This window comes from Synechococcus sp. Nb3U1 (assembly GCF_021533835.1).
Taxonomy (GTDB): domain Bacteria; phylum Cyanobacteriota; class Cyanobacteriia; order Thermostichales; family Thermostichaceae; genus Thermostichus.
Window position 1 is genome coordinate 391,601 of record NZ_JAKFYQ010000001.1, and the last position, 16,163, is coordinate 407,763.

Genomic DNA, 16,163 nt, shown 5'->3' on the forward strand with positions numbered 1-16,163 from the left:
GATGTCTTTCGGGTACTCCTTTCCAGTCAATCCTAAACCGAGAGGTGAGAACGGACTTTTTCTTCGTCCATCTGGCTGGTAAAGCCTTCCATAATCAAGGCTCCGTTTTCTACTAGATAAAAATAATCGGCTAGGCTCTGGGCAAACTCGAAATACTGTTCTACTAACAGTACCGCAACCCCCCGCTCTTGTTTAATGCGGGTGATTGCTTCTTCGATCTCGATAATGATAGAGGGCTGGATCCCTTCTGTGGGCTCATCCAAAAGTAGCAGCTTCGGATCCGCTACCAAGGCCCTGGCAATGGCCAGTTGCTGCTGTTGTCCACCGCTTAAATCTCCTCCGAGTCGCTTGAGAAAAGAACGCAGAATTGGGAACAACTCATAAATAAACTCCGGGACAACTCTTGCTTTGTGGGGAGCAGCCTCTAGACCTACCAAGAGATTTTCCTCTACAGTTAAACGGGGAAAGATTTCTCGCCCCTGAGGCACGTAGCCAATCCCGGCACAGGCCCGTAGGTTAGGGGGATAGTGGGCGATGGGATCCCCATTGAAAGTGATGCTGCCCGTACAGTCTTTCAGAAGCCCCATTAGGGCTTTTAGGGTGGTGGTTTTACCCATGCCATTACGACCGAGAAGGCAAACCGCTTGGCCGGGAAAAATCTTGAAGGAGAGATCCTTTACAATTAAGCTTTGCCCATAGTAGACCTTCAGATTGGAAACCTCTAGTAGAGGTCTAGAGCTATTCTGGGACATGTTTCGAGTCGCGGTGGCTTCTTCTGTATTCATTTGCCTTGCTTCCATAATAGGGTTAATCAGAAATTGATATTTATCCTTTGGCTTTGTGGGATCCGAGATAAACCTCGATGACCCGTGGGTCGTTCTTTACATCCTCAAAACTGCCCTCACACAACAGCGCCCCTTGATGCAGCACAGTCACTTTCCGAGCAATTTGCCGGACAAACACCATATCATGCTCGATGACCACAATTGTGTGATCTTGGGCTAGAGATTGGATCAGTTCTCCTGTGGCCTCTGTTTCTTTATCCGTCATCCCAGCTACACATTCATCCAGCAGCAGCAAATCGGGATCCTGAGCAATCACCATGCCAATTTCTAGCCATTGTTTTTCCCCGTGAGAGAGCAAACCTGCCGGGATCCGATCTTTGTGGGTGAGGCCAATCGTTTCTAGTAAGGCATCAATTTTATCCCTTAAAGCTCGCTTGCCAAGTAAAGTGGAGAACACCCCTTTATTGGGGTTAAAAGACAATTCCAAATTCTGACGTGGGCTGAGATTTTGATAGACCCGTGGAGTTTGAAACTTGCGACCGATCCCAAAGATCGAGATTTGATATTCCTTGAGCTTGATCAGATCCTTCCCCTTAAATAGGACACGCCCCTTAGTAGGTTTGACCTTGCCTGTCAAGACATCCAAGAAGGTAGTTTTACCCGCTCCATTCGGGCCGATCACCACCCGCAATTCCCCTTCATCTAGCGAAAATTTCAGGCCATTCAGGGCCTTAAAGCCATCGAAACTGACGGTGAGATCCTGAATTTGTAGAATTTGTCGAGTGGCAGGAGGGGCTTCAGTTAACATGAGTACCTACATCCAAAGTTAGGGGTTAAACATTCATTTTCAACGAACTCAATAAGTCAGCGACAGTGGTTGACTAAGGGATCCCTTGTAACACTGGTAATGGGTCGGATCCCTGTAGACTTTTGGGCAACCGATCCGGATAAAAGGCCACCACTGATCGATCCGGCGGATCGATCCGCCAGACCAACTGTCCTCCTTGCTCTAAAGAAAACAAGATCTTGCGAATCACCAAGCCAGAGTTCTGGTCAGGAGAGAGAATCTCAATTATCCAACCCGGTGGGACTAACACATCATCCGTTACTTCTCCAGCACTATTGAAATCAATATGTTCCCAAGTTAAAATAACTACATCTGATACAATCGAACGCCCTGCAAATGGACAGCGGAGTTCGGGAAAAGCATAAGCAATCTTTTCTGGCTTGGTTAACTGATGGATCCCAGAGGCAATCTCAAACTGAAGAATACTATGCTGGCGCTTAGGCATGGGTTTCTGATAAATTTGCCCATCGAAAAACTCCAGTGCTGGTTTCTCCTCCGGCAACTTCAGGAAGTCCTCCAGAGAAGAAGGTGCGGTGAGGGTGGTTGCCATCGTTATCGGCCCCATAACTCGGATCCCTTCTACCTTAAACTGTCCATTTAAGCTGGGAAGGTATTGGCTAAGCGCCTACGCCAAAGTTGGAAGGTGACCCACAGTTGTTTGCCCTGGGTGCGCACCCAACCCACCAGCCCATCCGGCAGCACCAGCACCACCAGTAGGAATAAGCCCCCCTGGAAGAAGAGCCAAATTTCCGGGAAACTCTCACTCAGAAGGCTCTTGGCGAAATTGACCAACACCGCTCCGATTACCGCACCTACCAAGCTAGCCCGGCCCCCCACCGCTACCCAAATTACCATCTCAATAGAAAAAGGAATGGACATGGCATTGGGGGAAATGATCCCAGTCTGCAACGTAAATAGAGCTCCGGCAATTCCTGCCAAACCCGCAGACACGGCGAAGACCAACACCTTAAATCCGGTTGGGTTATAACCCGAAAAGCGCACCCGCGGTTCATCATCCCGAATCGCCACCAGGATCCGTCCAAACAGGCCACTGGTGAGCCAACGGCAGAGTAAATAGGCTAAGGCCACAAACAAAATGGTTGTCACGTAGACTGCAAAGCGCATCTCAGAAGAGTTAACACTAATTCCAAACAAAGTTCTAAAGTCTGTCAGTCCATTGGTGCCGTTGATCAGCCTTTGCTGCCCATTGAAGAAATTAAAGAAAATGATTGTTGTGGCCTGCGTCAGGATGGAAAAATAAACTCCCCGGATCCGATTCCTGACCACCAAATATCCCAGAGCTGCCGCCACTAAAGCCGGAATCACAAAAATGGCAATAGCCGTAAAGGGAAAAGAATAAAAGGGCCGCCAAAACCAGGGCAATTCTGTCACCCCGTATAAGCTAAAAAACTCCGGGATCCGGCCATCGGGCAGCTGCAAATTCAGGTGCATGCCTAGGGCATAACCCCCCAAGGCGAAAAACACCCCATGCCCTAGGCTGAGCATGCCCGTATAGCCCCAGATGAGGTCGATCCCTAAAGCGACAATGCTGAGAGCCAGAAAGCGGCCCAACAAGTTGAGACGGAAACTGGACAACATGGCCGGGGCCAGAAAAATCAGGGCCAGTACCACCCCGATCAAGATCGCCGCTTCCAGGAAGAGCTTCTGGCGTGGAGAGAAATCCCGTTCTTGGGCGGGGATCACCATCACTTCAGAATCAGAGGGGTGAAGCACTTTCATAGGCTCGAAGGGGTAGAGGATGGAAGATCTGACCAAAAAGATTCGCTCAATACCGTTTGCAGAGTCAGATCTATAGGCAACTGTTCAGGGATCCTTTGGTCAGGGTATTCGAATTGAACAGTCTCCCGAGCCTCCTGCAAGAGTTCCGGCAGGCTTTCCAGAAGCAGACGATTCAAACTGGGAGAATCTTTGAGGTTACGCTGCATTTGCCGCCGTTGCTCACGGATAGTTAATTCCCAACTGCGGTAGTTTTCGGGTTGAGGCAGATAGCACCGTTTGAGCAGGTGTTGTAGAAGAATTTCTGCCCGATTGAGGATCTCTCGCTTTTCAGAGCGGCCCAAGCTCTCTACCTCGTCAATCAGATTCTCCAGATCCAGGTGATCGAAATCCCGATTTTTGAGATGTTCCACCGTGTTCAGGATCCAAAGGTAGAAATCCTGGTCGTAGAGACTAGTAGACTGGGCTGATTCCAAGGTTTCTGCCATGGGATCCCTCGCAATACTTCTACCTCATCCTAGGCATCCACCGTTCGGCCCTTCTCTGGGAAAAGACCGCGGGGGCGCACCTGCAAAAAGGCCACGATTAGGGCAAAGACCATCACCTTGGCCATGCTGGTGGTGGCAAAAAAGTTGAGGGTATCGGTCAAAATGGGCACTCCTGGAAAGATCAAGGCCAAGGTGCCGGAACCGATCAAAAAGTTGGCAATGCCAATCCCCAAGGCGGCAACAATGCTGCCCAAAAGCTTGCCCACTCCTCCCACCACCACCACCATAAAGGTATCCACGATGTAGTTTTGGCCGGTATTGGGCCCTACAGATCCCAGCAAGCTAACCGCTACCCCCGCCACCCCTGCCAAGCCGGAGCCGATGGCAAAGGTGAGGGCATCTACAGTTCGGGTCGGGATCCCGACGCAGGCGCTCATGGCCCGATTTTGGGTGACCGCCCGGATCCGCAGTCCCCAGCGGGTGCGCTGCAGAAAAATGTACAGACCGATGATGCAGAGAATAGTGAGGCTAATGATGAATAGGCGAGTATTGGGCAGAAAGAGATTGCCCACCGGGATCCCACCCCGCAGCCAACGGGGAGCGGTCACGTCTTTGTTCTGAGCCCCAAACCAGGGTTGGGTAACCGCCAGGGCATAGGTTTGCGCCAGCACCCGCCCGCCCACAGTTACAATCGCCGTGGAAAGCACCAGCAACAGGGTGAGTACCCAGCCTTTGATTCGCGGCCAATCCACCCGTTTGGCCAGCAACCACCAGCCCCCAAAGAACAGCAAACCAAACACTCCCAGCCGCAAAGCCAGTACCCAATTGACGCTGCGCACAAACTGCTGCAACATCAGGCTCACCCCCCAAGTGGCCAGTAGGGTTTCCAGCGGACGACCGTACAAGAAGCGGATCACCCCCCGTTCTAGTCCCCACCCCACCAAAGCTGTCACCAAAAAAGCCGCGATCAAGGCTGGAAAAATGTAGAACTCCCGCCAGGGATCCCCCAGTTGTCGGAAGCCATTTTGCACCAGAAAGGTGGTGTAGGCCCCCAACATCATCAGCTCCCCATGGGCCATGTTGATTACCCCCATGAGGCCGAAGACAATCGCCAGACCCAAAGCCGCAATCAGCAGCACAGTGCCGATACTGATGCCATTAAACAGACTGTCGAAGAGCAGGGTCATAAGCTGGGGATCCTCATCCGAATGAATCTCAGGAAGCCTTATGGTAAGAAAGCTAAACACCTTCTCAGAACACTAAGGCGGGATCCCCCCTGGCTCCAGACCTGACCAAGGGATCCCGACATCCATCTGCTAAGATTACACCCGATAGCGACCACCCTTGGCCGGATCTGACCAGTCACAGGCGTAGCCCTTGGTTTCCGCCACAAACTGGTTCCAAGGCACCGGATCCACTGCATCCGTAGCCGAGATTACCTCAAACAAGCCGTCGGAACGCACCTCCCCGATCCGCACATACTTGGTCAGGTGGTGGTTGGTGTTCATGGTTACCAATCCTTCTGGGGCATCGAAGGTCTGGCCGTAGGCAGCTTGCCGCACCGCATCGATCTCCACGGTTCCGGCTTTCTCCACCGCTTGCTTCCAGAGGTAAACCATGATGTAAGCGGCTTCCATCGGATCGTTGGTGACGCGGTTTTGGCCGTATTCTGCCCGGAAGGCATCCACAAACTTTTTGTTAGCCGGGGTATCCACCGTCATGAAGTAGTTCCAGGCGGCGTAGTGCCCTTCCAGAAATTCGGGGCCGATGGCCTGCACTTCTTCTTCAGCAATGCTGACGGACATGGAAGGATACCGATCTGGCCCCAGGCCCGCCCCTTGCAACTGGGTGAAGAAGGCCACGTTGCTGTCGCCGTTCAAGCTGTTGTAAATGACTCCACCATTGGGGAGGGCGGCCCGAATCTTGCTGATAATCGGGGTTACTTCCGTGTTGCCCAGGGGGAGGTAGTCTTCTCCCACCACGGTGCCGCCCAGAGCTTCCAGTTGCGCTTTGATGATGGTGTTGGCAGTGCGGGGGAACACATAGTCGGATCCCACGAGGAAGAACTCTTTGCCTTTGTTATTGAGCAGCCATTCTACCGAAGGCTCGATCTGCTGGTTGGGAGCAGCGCCAGTGTAGAAAATGTTTTTAGAGCATTCCTGCCCTTCATACTGCACCGGATACCAAAGCTGATGCTGCTTGGATTCAAACACCGGCAACACGGCTTTCCGGCTGGCGGAAGTCCAGCACCCGAACACCGTGGCCACCTGGTCAGAGTCGATCAACTTAGTCGCTTTTTCGGCAAAGGTGGGCCAATCAGAGGCCCCATCCTCCACAATCGCCTCAATTTGTTTCCCCAGCACCCCGCCGGCGGCGTTGATCTCTTTAATGGCTAGCCGCTCCGCATCTACCACACTAGTTTCCGAAATTGCCATGGTGCCGCTGAGGGAGTGCAGGATCCCGACTTTGATGGTTTCCCCTTGAGCATAGGCAGGTAGAGAACGCTTGACCCAAAGATGCGGCCCTAGAGCTACCCCAGCTCCAGCTAGGGCACCCATTTTGATGAGCTGGCGACGATTAAGAGAATGAGCCATATTTTAGTCTCCGAGATGAAGCGGGTTCAAATTTTCAAGGATTGTCATCGTTCTGGGCAGTTCGGCCTAGTCCTAATTCTGGACATCTGGCAGCGCTACAAGATTTGCCGCCGAGTCAACTCACCCCATAAAGTCGAAAGGCGCAAGGTTCCATACGGCAGGCAACGGAAGTGGCGTTTATCACTATTGGCCGAAGCTCGTATTATCAAACCCATTTAGTCAAGAGCGAATCGTATCTTAGAATACTTTTCTGCCGATACAGATCCAACTATCCCCGGCTCCCTTGCCTCGCGAGTAACACGGGAAGGCTAACCCATCCGTATTTTTATGGATTTAATTATTCCTTAAGAATTCTTAAGAAGTTTCTCGCCAAAAGGGATCCCTCTTCTGGCACTGGAAGGGGAAGCTCTCAGTGCTCTGGAAATCCTAACGGGGCAGGAACATGGTCAATCCAACCGGCACAGGTATAGTTCTGTTAGATAATTCTAGATAATTCCTAGATAATTCTGAATAGCCGGTGAATATAGATTGAATTTGAATGTAGATCTTTAACTTTCTTCAGGGGTTGGGTTGTAAAGCACCACATTCTCTTGCTCATTGGGATCGTTGCGAGCCACCAGTGCGTAGGCTGGCTCATCGGGATCCAAATTGAAGGGTTGGTGGGGCACTCCAGGCGGAATAAAAATAAAATCTCCCGCTTCGTTAATCACCGATTGTCGCAATCCAGGGCCATAACGAGTTTCCACCCGACCTTTGAGCAGATAAATGGCTGTCTCGTAGTCGCGGTGAAAATGGGGTTCTGCCGTACCGCCGGGCGGGATCACCACCCGGTTCATGGAAATGCCCTTGGCACCCGCCGTGGCTTGAGAGATTCCCACAAAGTAGGGCAACTTTTGCAGGGTTAGGGTTTCTGCTGCCGGTCGCACCGTGACAATGCCTGCCCCCTCGGGATCCAAACGGGTTGAGGGATCCTCAGAAACCTCATGAGCAAGAGAAGTCATGGCTGGCCTACCTTTTGTCTCGGGTTATCTCAAGGCATCGAACTGGCTCTGATCCTAGCAATCTCAGCCGGCAATCTCACCCTCATAGGGATCCCCCGACTAGGGACGGATAATTGCCCTCGTCACTGCTAAGTTCAGGAGTGATACTGGGAATAGACGATAGGTTTAGCTCTGTCCGAGCCGATCCTGTATCGAGTGTCGAAATTGGGATCCTTGGCGAATTTGGGCTACAAGCGGAGGTCAAGAGTGGCTGCACAAACAGCACAAACATTGGTGATGGATGCGGTGGAACAGCTGGGCCTACGGGTCACTCTGGGAGATATCGCCTCTAGTACGGGCTTGGCTTTACACGATGCCAAGCAAGAGCTGCTCAATCTAGCCCAAAAGGCAGAAGGGCATTTACAAGTTTCCGACCAGGGGGAGATTGCTTACGTTTTCCCACGGGGGTTTCGCAGCATTCTCAGCCGTAAAGAACAACAGGATCGGGCTGCTGCCCTGCGCCGCAAACTCTGGGGGGGCTTTCTCTACGGGTTACGGGTTTCCTTCGGCATCATGTTGGTGGTGTCGATTGTCTTGATCATCCTGGCGTTGATCGCGCTGCAGATGGCGGCTAGCCGTGGGGAGGGCAACAACAACCGGAATCGCTCTCGGGGCGGGCTGGGTTTTTACTACTTTCCCAATCTTTGGATTGGCAACCCCTTTTGGCGGCCCTACCCCTACTACGGCTACAGGGGCTATTCAGGACAGGCGCGTCCTAGCCAGCAGCCTCAGGAAAAATCGGAGCTGAATTTTCTAGAGGCGGTTTATAGCTTTTTGTTTGGGGATGGGGATCCCAATGCCGATTTGGAAGAAAAACGCTATGCCCTGATTGGCCAAGTGATTCGGGCCAACGGCGGAGTGATTGCAGCGGAGCAGGTGTTGCCCTATCTGGATGTGGAGCCGGGATCCGCTGCGCTGGAATACGAAGACTACATGCTGCCGATTTTGGTCAAGTTTGATGGTCAACCGGAGGTGAGCGACGAGGGGGATATTGTTTATCGTTTCCCTGAGTTGCAGGTGGTGGCGGCAGACCGTCAATCTAACCAGATCCCAGGGGTTTTATCAGAACAACGCTGGGTCTTTAGCCGTGCCACATCAGGCCAACTGACTCTGGCGGGTGGCTTGGGGGTTCTCAATTTCTTCCTGGCAGCCATTCTCTACGGCGCTCGAGGCGAGGTGGCTGCTGCCGCTGGGAGCAACACCTTTCTGGCGTTTATTTATCCGTTGATCGGGTTTCTGTTTCTCTACGGCACTCTCTTTTTGGCAGTGCCCACGATCCGTTGGTTTACCTTGCAGGTCCGCAATCAGCAGGTGGAGCGGCGCAATCGCATCCGGCAGTTGTGGCAGGAGAAGTGGAAGAATCCCACTGAAGCGCTGCAGCGTAAGCTCGATTTTGCCCGTCACTTCAGCCGTCAAGAGGTGGTGCGAGAGTCCGATACCATTTACTCCACCGATCGGGATTTGATCGAGCAGCGGGATTATCGCCTAGATCAGCCGGAGTTCCGTCAGCTTTTGGAATCGCAAGCTCTGGAGGAGCACCCAGAGACAAAACAAGTGCGCAAACGCCGCCTATAACAGTGGCCTGACCATGAGCTAGAGCATTTGGGAGCTAGAGCATTTGGGGTGGCCGGACGTGGTGGAATTGGCATTTCCTTCCTCTGAAAATCCTGATAATTCCTCCGTAGCTGAGCAACGGGATCCCGGACAAAGTTGGGTTCGTTTGGGGATCGATGTGGGGGGTACCTTTACAGACTTGGTGCTGTTGCGGGATGGGCAAATTCGGACGGCGAAGGTGCTGTCTACTCCTAGTCCGGAATGGGGGGTGTTTACGGCCCTAGAAAAAATGGGCCCGGTTGACATCGATCTGTTTTGCCATGGTATGACGGTGGCCACCAACGCCCTCCTGGAGCGCAAGGGATCCCCGACGCTATTTTTAACCACGGAAGGTTTCCGGGATATCTTGGCCATTGCCCGACAAAACCGCCCCTCGCTTTACGATCTGACGCAGCCGAAGCCAGAGCCAGTGGTACTCCGTCACCATTGCCTGGAAGTGAAGGAGCGTTGTAGCGTTGCCGGGGTTTTGGAGGCGCTGACGGATGCAGAGATCGAGCGGGTGCTCCAGGTTGTGGCGGAGCGGATAGAACGGGATGGGATCCAATCCATTGGGGTGGGGTTTTTGTTTTCTTTCCTCTACCCGGAGCATGAGCAGCGGCTGGGAGCAGCCCTGAGAAAAACCTTCCCAAACCTGCACATTTCTTTGTCCTGTGAGGTGGCACCGGAGTTCCGGGAATACGAACGGTTGAGTACCACTGCTATCGATGCCTACCTCAGCCCCGCTCTGGCGGGTTATCTGCACCAGTTGGCGCAGGGATGTGAGAAGAGAGGGATCCCGCAGCCGCTGATTATGCAGTCTTCCGGCGGGGTCACCTCGATTGCGCAGGCGGCGGCCCATGCTTCGGTGGCGTTGCTCTCGGGGCCAGCCGGTGGAGTGTATGGTGGGGCTTATCTGGGCCAGCTGAGCGGCTATGCGGATTTGCTCAGCTTCGATATGGGGGGAACCAGCACGGATGTGGCCCTGATCCAGAAGGGGATCCCGCAGGTGAGCCCTGCGGCGGTGGTATGTGGGTTGCCCGTACAACAGCCGCAAATTGACCTGCATACCGTCAGTGCGGGGGGTGGATCCCTGGCCCAGTTGCTCCCTGGCGGGGGGCTGCAGGTGGGGCCCGAAAGTGCCGGATCCCACCCGGGGCCGGCCTGCTACGGGCGGGGAGGAACAGCCCCGACCGTCACAGATGCCAATCTCTGGTTGGGCTATTTGCCGGATCGGGGGTGCTTGGGGGAGTCGGTGCAGCTGCGGCGGGATTTGGCAGAACAGGCCCTTCGCACCGTGGCGGATCCCTTGGGGTTGAGTGTGCAAGAGGTGGCGGTAGGCATTCGTACCTTGGCCAATGGACAAATGGTGCGGGCTTTGCGGGTGATCAGCGTAGAGCGGGGCCTGGATCCGGTGGATTTTTCCCTGTTGGCCTTTGGCGGGGCGGGGCCGATGCATGCCTGTGCCCTGGCAGAAGAACTGGGTATTGGCAGGATCTTGATCCCGGCGGCCTGTGGGGTGCTCTCGGCCCTGGGGATGGCCTTGGCAGATCTGCGGCGCGACTATCGGCGGGCGATACTGCAACCACTCCGGCAGCTCGGCGCAGAGGGATCCCACCTCTCCCACTGGGCGGCCCCCCTGATTCTTCAGGCCCAAGTGGATTTTCAGCAGCCAGCGCTGCACTTCAGTCTGGACTTGCGTTATCGCGGACAATCCTTTGAGTTGGGGATCCCGGTGCAGCTGTCGGATCCGATCGAGCACATTGAGCAGCAATTTCATGCCATCCACCAACAGCGCTATGGCTGGCAAGATCCGGCTCAACAGGTGGAGGTGATCCAGTTGCGTTTGCGTGCCGTGCAAGCTCTGCCCAAGGTGCCCTTGGTTGCCCCCAACCCTTTGCCAGGCGATCCATCCGAGCCAGCGGGACTTAGTCCACTCCGGGGCCAACGGCTGGCTTGGTTTGAGAGAACCTTCCAGACGGTGCCTGTCTACGCTCGGCTGCGCATGGGGGTAGGGTTTCAACTGCAGGGGCCAGCGATTGTGGAATTGCCGGAAGCCACGGCGGTGATCGAAGCGGGTTGGCAGGGACAGGTGGATGAAGTGGGGACGCTGATCCTGGGTCGTCGCTAATTAACTTTCCCATCCGCGGGCGGGGATTCTTTGCCTGTCTGACGAGTCCTGTCTGACGAGCAGAATCAAACAGGGCTACTTTAAGGGTGTTGGGGGTAGATTTGGGGCGTGCCAATATTGCTGTTACCAACACTCTAGACAGGCGAGAAGAACTCGCTTAGGGGGTTGGGGTGGCCGTCGGGCTAGCTGTCGGAGAAGGACTGACTGTAGGACTGGGGCTCGGACTCGGAGAAGGCGACACCGAAGGAAAGGGATTAGGGGTGCCGGTGCTGGTCGGTGTTGGCGAAGGAGAAGCACTCGGGGCTGGCAACACCATCAGGGGGGCTTTGGCAGAAGCAATTTTGCCCTGGGTATCGGCCACCATAGCCGTGACTTCGTAGACTCCCGTCGGAACGGAGGTGGGAATGGTGATAGGAATGGTGCCGATGCAGGTTTTACTATTGGCCTCACACCCGACGGTAGCTGCGGTGAAATCGAACGTCAGGGTGAGGGGGGGTTGTCTCACCTCGACCCGGAAGCTGATCCCTGTGCCCAAACCGGCAGGAGTCGTAACTGCTACGAGTACATTAAAGGGCACCGTCTGTCGAGCATCCGTCAGGGCAACGAGGGCAATCGAGGGCGCCTCTGCCGAGCCGGTTGTGGTGGGGGAGGGACTGGGGGAAGGAGAGGGGCTGAATGTAGGGGACGGCGTGGGTGCTAGCGAGGGCATTGGGGTCGGTAGAGGGTTGGGAGTCAGGATCGGTGTGGGTGTTGGAGCCACGGCTGGTATGGGTGTGATGGTGACTGTGGGTTGTTCACGGGCATCTTCTTGGCAGGCTAAGAGTGACAACGGCGCGAGAGCGGCTACACTGACTTTAATCAAAGAGATGGCCAACGCTTTACGCGGGCAGAGTTGCAAAGGCTGGAGTTTCATAAGCTCTGGCTCCTCACAGTTTGGGGGTTCTATTGCGCTGCGGATTTGGGCTCGATTTAGCTCAAATAGATTCAAATAGAAAATTTCCTGCTTTGTGGAAAGGACAAGCAGGCCGATTTGATTGGCTGCTAACACTATAGATAGAGCACCAGTTTTTTGCAAACACCACCGGTGGTATTTGCCTTGCCTGATCTATTCCTTTTCCGGTAAGGGCTCCTTTTGGGGTGGCCCAAGAGTATCTCTGTTGTCGTTTTGGTTGTTTAGGGATCCCATTCAGGTAGGTCTTCGGCTCCACTCCTGACGTGCCAAGTTCGGGCCAAGTTAGACTGTTAGTCGCCGCACCAACGAGGGGATCCATGGCAGCAAGGGCAGGAGCAGAACTATCTCCCCATGGGAGAGCGCAAGGGCAGCCCGCTGAACTTTGGAATGCTAAGGAAGGGCCGAAAGAAGCTTGTGGGGTGTTTGGCACCCTAGCCCCAGGGGAAAATGTGGCCAAGCTGGCTTATTTTGGTTTGTTCGCTCTGCAGCATCGTGGCCAGGAATCGGCTGGGATCGCTACTTTTGAAGGGGAATTTTGCCGGGTTCACAAGGCGATGGGCTTGGTTTCCCAGGTGTTCGATGAATTGAATCTAGCCCAGTTGACGGGGGAGTTGGTGGTCGGCCATACCCGCTATTCCACCACCGGATCCAGTCGCGTGGCCAATGCTCAGCCGGTGATCGTCGAGACCCGTTTGGGGCCGTTGGCTTTGGCCCACAATGGCAACTTGGTGAATGCCGAGCAACTACGGCAAGAACTGGAGGCTGGCGATCGGCATTTGGTCAGCAGCACCGACTCTGAATGTATTGCCCAGGCCATTGCCCAGGCCGTTAACCAAGGGCAAGACTGGATTGGGGCTACCCGCCAAGCTTTGCAGCGATGCCGGGGTGCCTTCAGCCTGGTGATCGGTACCCCGGAAGGGTTGATCGGGGCACGGGATCCCCATGGGGTGCGTCCGTTGGTGTTGGGTCTGTTGAGCAATAACCCCGCCCTCGACGACCTGTTGCAACGAGAAATCATTTGTAGCGATGGCACCCTCAGCCACCCAGAAGCGGAGCCGCTGCACTACGTTCTGGCCTCCGAAACCTGTGCTCTGGATATTATCGGGGCTGACTATCTGCGGCAGGTGGAGCCGGGGGAACTGGTGTGGATCACCCGACAGGGGCTGCAAGCACAACGCTGGGCGGAAGCGACTCCCAAACTTTGCATTTTTGAGATGATCTACTTTGCTCGCCCCGATAGCTGGATGCAGGAGGAAAGCCTCTATTCCTATCGGGTGCGCCTAGGGGAACAACTGGCCAAAGAAGCTCCTGCACAGGTGGACTGGGTGATGTCGGTTCCCGATTCCGGTACTCCGGCGGCGATTGGTTTTTCCCGTCAACTGGGGATCCCTTACACCGAAGGGTTGATCAAAAATCGGTATGTGGGGCGCACCTTCATTCAACCCACTCAATCGATGCGGGAGCGGGGCATCCGCATGAAACTCAACCCGTTAGACGATGTGTTGCAGGGTAAGCGTGTGGTGATCGTGGATGACTCGATTGTGCGGGGTACCACCAGCCAGAAAATCGTCAAGGCTTTGCGTCAGGCGGGTGCAACCGAGGTGCATATGCGCATTTCTAGCCCGCCGGTCACCCATCCTTGCTTCTACGGTATCGATACGGATACTCAAGATCAGTTAATTGCCGCCAACCATTCCCTAGAAGAAATTGCTCAAAAGATTGGTGTAGATTCTTTGGCTTATTTGAGTTGGGAAGGCATGCTGGCTGCTACCGGTAAAGATCCCAGTTCTTTTTGTTCCGCCTGCTTTACGGGCAACTATCCGATCCCGATTCCGGAAGGATTAAGACGCTCCAAGCTGGTGCTGGAACTGGCCGCCGCTGGCAAAGACCGTTAAGTTTAAGTAAGGACTCCGTCCCGCTGTCGCCATCGGGATCCCCGCTACTCCAGATAGGCACTTAATTCCTGTTCTAGGCTGGGTAGTTGCACCTCCCCCCGTTCTAGTTCTTGCAGATCTTGCAGTTGGTTACGCAGGCGGGCAATTCGTTCCTGTAAACATTCCTTGATTCCTTTGGCCCCCAAGTTGACACAGCTACGGCAGGCTTCCCCGTAGATTTGGCCGCGATCGTTGTAGACCACCGCCAATAAGACTTGATGCCCCTGCTTCTGGACAGGGTTGGCCCAGCCGCCACAAATAATGCAAGGCACTCGGCCATTGCCGCCGTAAATGCTGCGCTCCCAGACGATCCTCACGCTTAGCCTCGATCGGTACTTTTCGCCCACCAGCATACGAACCGAAGCCAAGCCTCTGCCACCCCGAAGCAAAACTTGGCCTCCGGATCCCGCCCGTCAGCTACCCCCGGATGGGGATCGATCCATGGTGCGGTAGGTGAGGCTAGCAGCCACTTCTAGGGCTTTGGCAGCATCCCGAAAATAAAACCCCAGCTCCTCATCCTTTTCGGTGCGATTGGGTTTGTCGAACTTGGCCTTGGACTGCACATTGCAATACATGGCTAACCCCACCAGGATTTCCGATAGGCCATGCTGGTTGATCAAATGTTCCACGTCGGTGAGCAGGCTTTTGATCAGGGCATCGGCTACGGGTTCTGGCAGGCTGTCCAGATTCATCGGCTTTCCTCATGACAACAGATGTGAACATGGGGATCCCCACCTAGGGATCCCACCTTGATTTGATTCTCCTGCATCTTTGCGGTGTCCAGTCTGTTTTGTGCTTAGGTCTTGTGCCAGTGTCGCAGCCAACCGAATAGACCCGGATACCGAATGGAGCGCTCACGGGCCAACTGTTCCAGATGGCGGGCGTGGTCTTGGGATCCCGGATGGCGCAACCGGTTCAAATGGATCAAATAGGCGTAGCGCCGCATGCGTTCCCGCAACTGAGCAGGGGATCCGGCAAAACACTGAGGGCAGAGTGGGCCAACATCCAACTGGGCATCGCTCAACAGATGGGGAACTCGTTTCTTCCCCTGAAAGCGTTGCCCGCAGGTGGCACAGTGGCAGAGTGCTGTTGGGGTGTCAAGCCGTCGCCATCGGATGTTCATGACTCCTCTATCCTCCTAGAGGCGGTAATGCTGCCGGATATGCTGGGCCAAGGCTTGGGGGGTGGCGCTGATCTCCAATTGTAGAGTGGCTGGATCTTGAGGGGCTTCTAGGGCGGCCAACTGGCTAGCCAAGAGGCTGGGGTTCATAAAAGGGTGCTGCCGCTGCCGCAAACGGGCCTCGATTTGCTCGGGGCTGCCGTATAGATAGACCCAGCCCATCGTTTCTGGATCCTTGTGGCTCACCCCTCTTCGTAGAAGCTGGCGGTAGTGCTCCTTCAAGGCGGAACAGGCCAACACTGTCGGGCGATTTTCCTGGATTTGGGTTTGGATCAGGTCTCCCAAATGGAGTAACCAGCTTTGCCGATCGGCATCGGTTAAAGGGATCCCTTGCCGCATTTTTTCAATGTTTTCCGGTGTATGAAAGTCATCGGCATCGACGAAGACCCAGTCCAAATCCTGTGCCAACAGGGATCCAACGGTGGTTTTCCCAGAACCGGAGACGCCGCTGATCACGAGAATTTGTATGGACACAAGCTACTCAGGATTGGCCTTGCTCAGCGCTAGCTCTACCCCTTTCACCCCGGTTTTTTCCCCCAGTAGGATCTTGGCTTGTAGGGGTTCTCCTTCCCCGCGGGCACGGAAATTCGTGCGCAAAACCTCGTGGCCGAGATCTTGGTTAATCTGTGCAATCGTGGCCACCAGTTGTTCGTAGTCAGCCTGGGGGATCTGCGTCAGGGTGTAGGCGCGGGTGGTGGTGGGGCGCATCATTTCTATCTTCTCGGCAGGCAACATGCTGAGCAAGGCTTTCAGGATCAGCTCTGCAAATGGCCCAGACAAGCTGACTTCCGTTCCCCCAAACGCAAGCGTGTGACGGCGGGGATCCACCCGCACTAGCTCTGCCATGCTCACCCCTGAGTTACTGCTAGATTGCTGAAATGGCTG

The 16,163-nt window shown here is 54.7% G+C and carries 17 protein-coding genes; 3 read left to right on the top strand and 14 right to left on the bottom strand.

The annotated features are described in order from the left end of the window. Window positions 1-32 precede the first annotated feature (32 nt). From urtE to L1047_RS01820, 8 genes are all read right to left on the bottom strand, one after another. Window positions 33-785 (bottom strand): urea ABC transporter ATP-binding subunit UrtE, encoded by a 753-nt coding sequence (urtE, locus tag L1047_RS01785; RefSeq protein ID WP_235276956.1) that lies wholly within the window; start codon window positions 783-785, stop codon window positions 33-35. Window positions 786-825: 40 nt separating this feature from the next. Then, window positions 826-1,593, bottom strand: coding sequence for an urea ABC transporter ATP-binding protein UrtD (urtD, locus tag L1047_RS01790; protein WP_235276958.1), 768 nt, complete (start codon window positions 1,591-1,593; stop codon window positions 826-828). Window positions 1,594-1,666: 73 nt separating this feature from the next. After that, the gene (locus L1047_RS01795; RefSeq protein WP_235276960.1) at window positions 1,667-2,197 is read right to left on the bottom strand and encodes a Uma2 family endonuclease; all 531 of its coding nucleotides are present in this window, start codon (window positions 2,195-2,197) and stop codon (window positions 1,667-1,669) included. A 32-nt stretch (window positions 2,198-2,229) separates the two neighbouring features. Further along, entirely contained in the window at window positions 2,230-3,339 is a 1,110-nt protein-coding gene (gene urtC, locus L1047_RS01800) for an urea ABC transporter permease subunit UrtC (RefSeq protein WP_235278832.1), read from the bottom strand. Window positions 3,340-3,368: 29 nt separating this feature from the next. Beyond that, entirely contained in the window at window positions 3,369-3,857 is a 489-nt protein-coding gene (locus L1047_RS01805; RefSeq protein ID WP_235276961.1) for a DUF29 domain-containing protein, read from the bottom strand. 29 nt (window positions 3,858-3,886) lie between these two features. Further along, window positions 3,887-5,044 carry an ABC transporter permease gene (locus L1047_RS01810; RefSeq protein WP_235276962.1) on the bottom strand — a complete coding sequence of 386 codons (1,158 nt, stop codon included), beginning with the start codon at window positions 5,042-5,044 and terminating at the stop codon, window positions 3,887-3,889. 135 nt (window positions 5,045-5,179) lie between these two features. Then, window positions 5,180-6,451, bottom strand: a complete 1,272-nt coding sequence (gene urtA, locus L1047_RS01815) for an urea ABC transporter substrate-binding protein (RefSeq protein WP_235276963.1) — start codon at window positions 6,449-6,451, stop codon at window positions 5,180-5,182. A 548-nt stretch (window positions 6,452-6,999) separates the two neighbouring features. Continuing rightward, complete coding sequence (locus tag L1047_RS01820; RefSeq protein WP_235276964.1) at window positions 7,000-7,452, bottom strand: cupin domain-containing protein; 453 nt, start codon at window positions 7,450-7,452, stop codon at window positions 7,000-7,002. A gap of 246 nt (window positions 7,453-7,698) precedes the next feature. Here L1047_RS01820 and L1047_RS01825 point away from each other — a divergent pair, with 246 nt between their 5' ends. Both L1047_RS01825 and L1047_RS01830 read left to right on the top strand, forming a co-directional pair. Next, the gene (locus L1047_RS01825) at window positions 7,699-9,066 is read left to right on the top strand and encodes a hypothetical protein (protein WP_235276965.1); all 1,368 of its coding nucleotides are present in this window, start codon (window positions 7,699-7,701) and stop codon (window positions 9,064-9,066) included. 43 nt (window positions 9,067-9,109) lie between these two features. Then, window positions 9,110-11,212, top strand: coding sequence for a hydantoinase/oxoprolinase family protein (locus L1047_RS01830; RefSeq protein WP_235276966.1), 2,103 nt, complete (start codon window positions 9,110-9,112; stop codon window positions 11,210-11,212). 157 nt (window positions 11,213-11,369) lie between these two features. Here the strand turns inward: L1047_RS01830 and L1047_RS01835 are convergent, their stop codons facing one another. Beyond that, window positions 11,370-12,125, bottom strand: coding sequence for a hypothetical protein (locus L1047_RS01835; RefSeq protein ID WP_235276967.1), 756 nt, complete (start codon window positions 12,123-12,125; stop codon window positions 11,370-11,372). Window positions 12,126-12,481: 356 nt separating this feature from the next. Here L1047_RS01835 and purF point away from each other — a divergent pair, with 356 nt between their 5' ends. Further along, window positions 12,482-14,059 carry an amidophosphoribosyltransferase gene (gene purF / locus L1047_RS01840; protein WP_235276968.1) on the top strand — a complete coding sequence of 526 codons (1,578 nt, stop codon included), beginning with the start codon at window positions 12,482-12,484 and terminating at the stop codon, window positions 14,057-14,059. A 44-nt stretch (window positions 14,060-14,103) separates the two neighbouring features. Here purF and L1047_RS01845 read toward each other — a convergent pair whose 3' ends face one another. The 5 genes from L1047_RS01845 to L1047_RS01865 all read right to left on the bottom strand — a co-directional run bounded on the left by L1047_RS01845 (window position 14,104) and on the right by L1047_RS01865 (window position 16,124). Beyond that, window positions 14,104-14,415 carry a hypothetical protein gene (locus tag L1047_RS01845; protein ID WP_235276969.1) on the bottom strand — a complete coding sequence of 104 codons (312 nt, stop codon included), beginning with the start codon at window positions 14,413-14,415 and terminating at the stop codon, window positions 14,104-14,106. A 96-nt stretch (window positions 14,416-14,511) separates the two neighbouring features. Continuing rightward, on the bottom strand, window positions 14,512-14,790 hold the full coding sequence (locus tag L1047_RS01850) for a hypothetical protein (protein ID WP_235276971.1): 279 nt from the start codon (window positions 14,788-14,790) through the stop codon (window positions 14,512-14,514). A gap of 104 nt (window positions 14,791-14,894) precedes the next feature. Next, window positions 14,895-15,221, bottom strand: coding sequence for a hypothetical protein (locus tag L1047_RS01855; protein ID WP_235276973.1), 327 nt, complete (start codon window positions 15,219-15,221; stop codon window positions 14,895-14,897). A 15-nt stretch (window positions 15,222-15,236) separates the two neighbouring features. Next, a complete protein-coding gene (locus L1047_RS01860) occupies window positions 15,237-15,752 on the bottom strand; it encodes a gluconokinase (protein ID WP_235276975.1) in 516 nt (171 codons plus the stop codon). 3 nt (window positions 15,753-15,755) lie between these two features. Next, window positions 15,756-16,124, bottom strand: a complete 369-nt coding sequence (locus L1047_RS01865; protein WP_235276977.1) for a hypothetical protein — start codon at window positions 16,122-16,124, stop codon at window positions 15,756-15,758. Window positions 16,125-16,163: the final 39 nt, after the last annotated feature.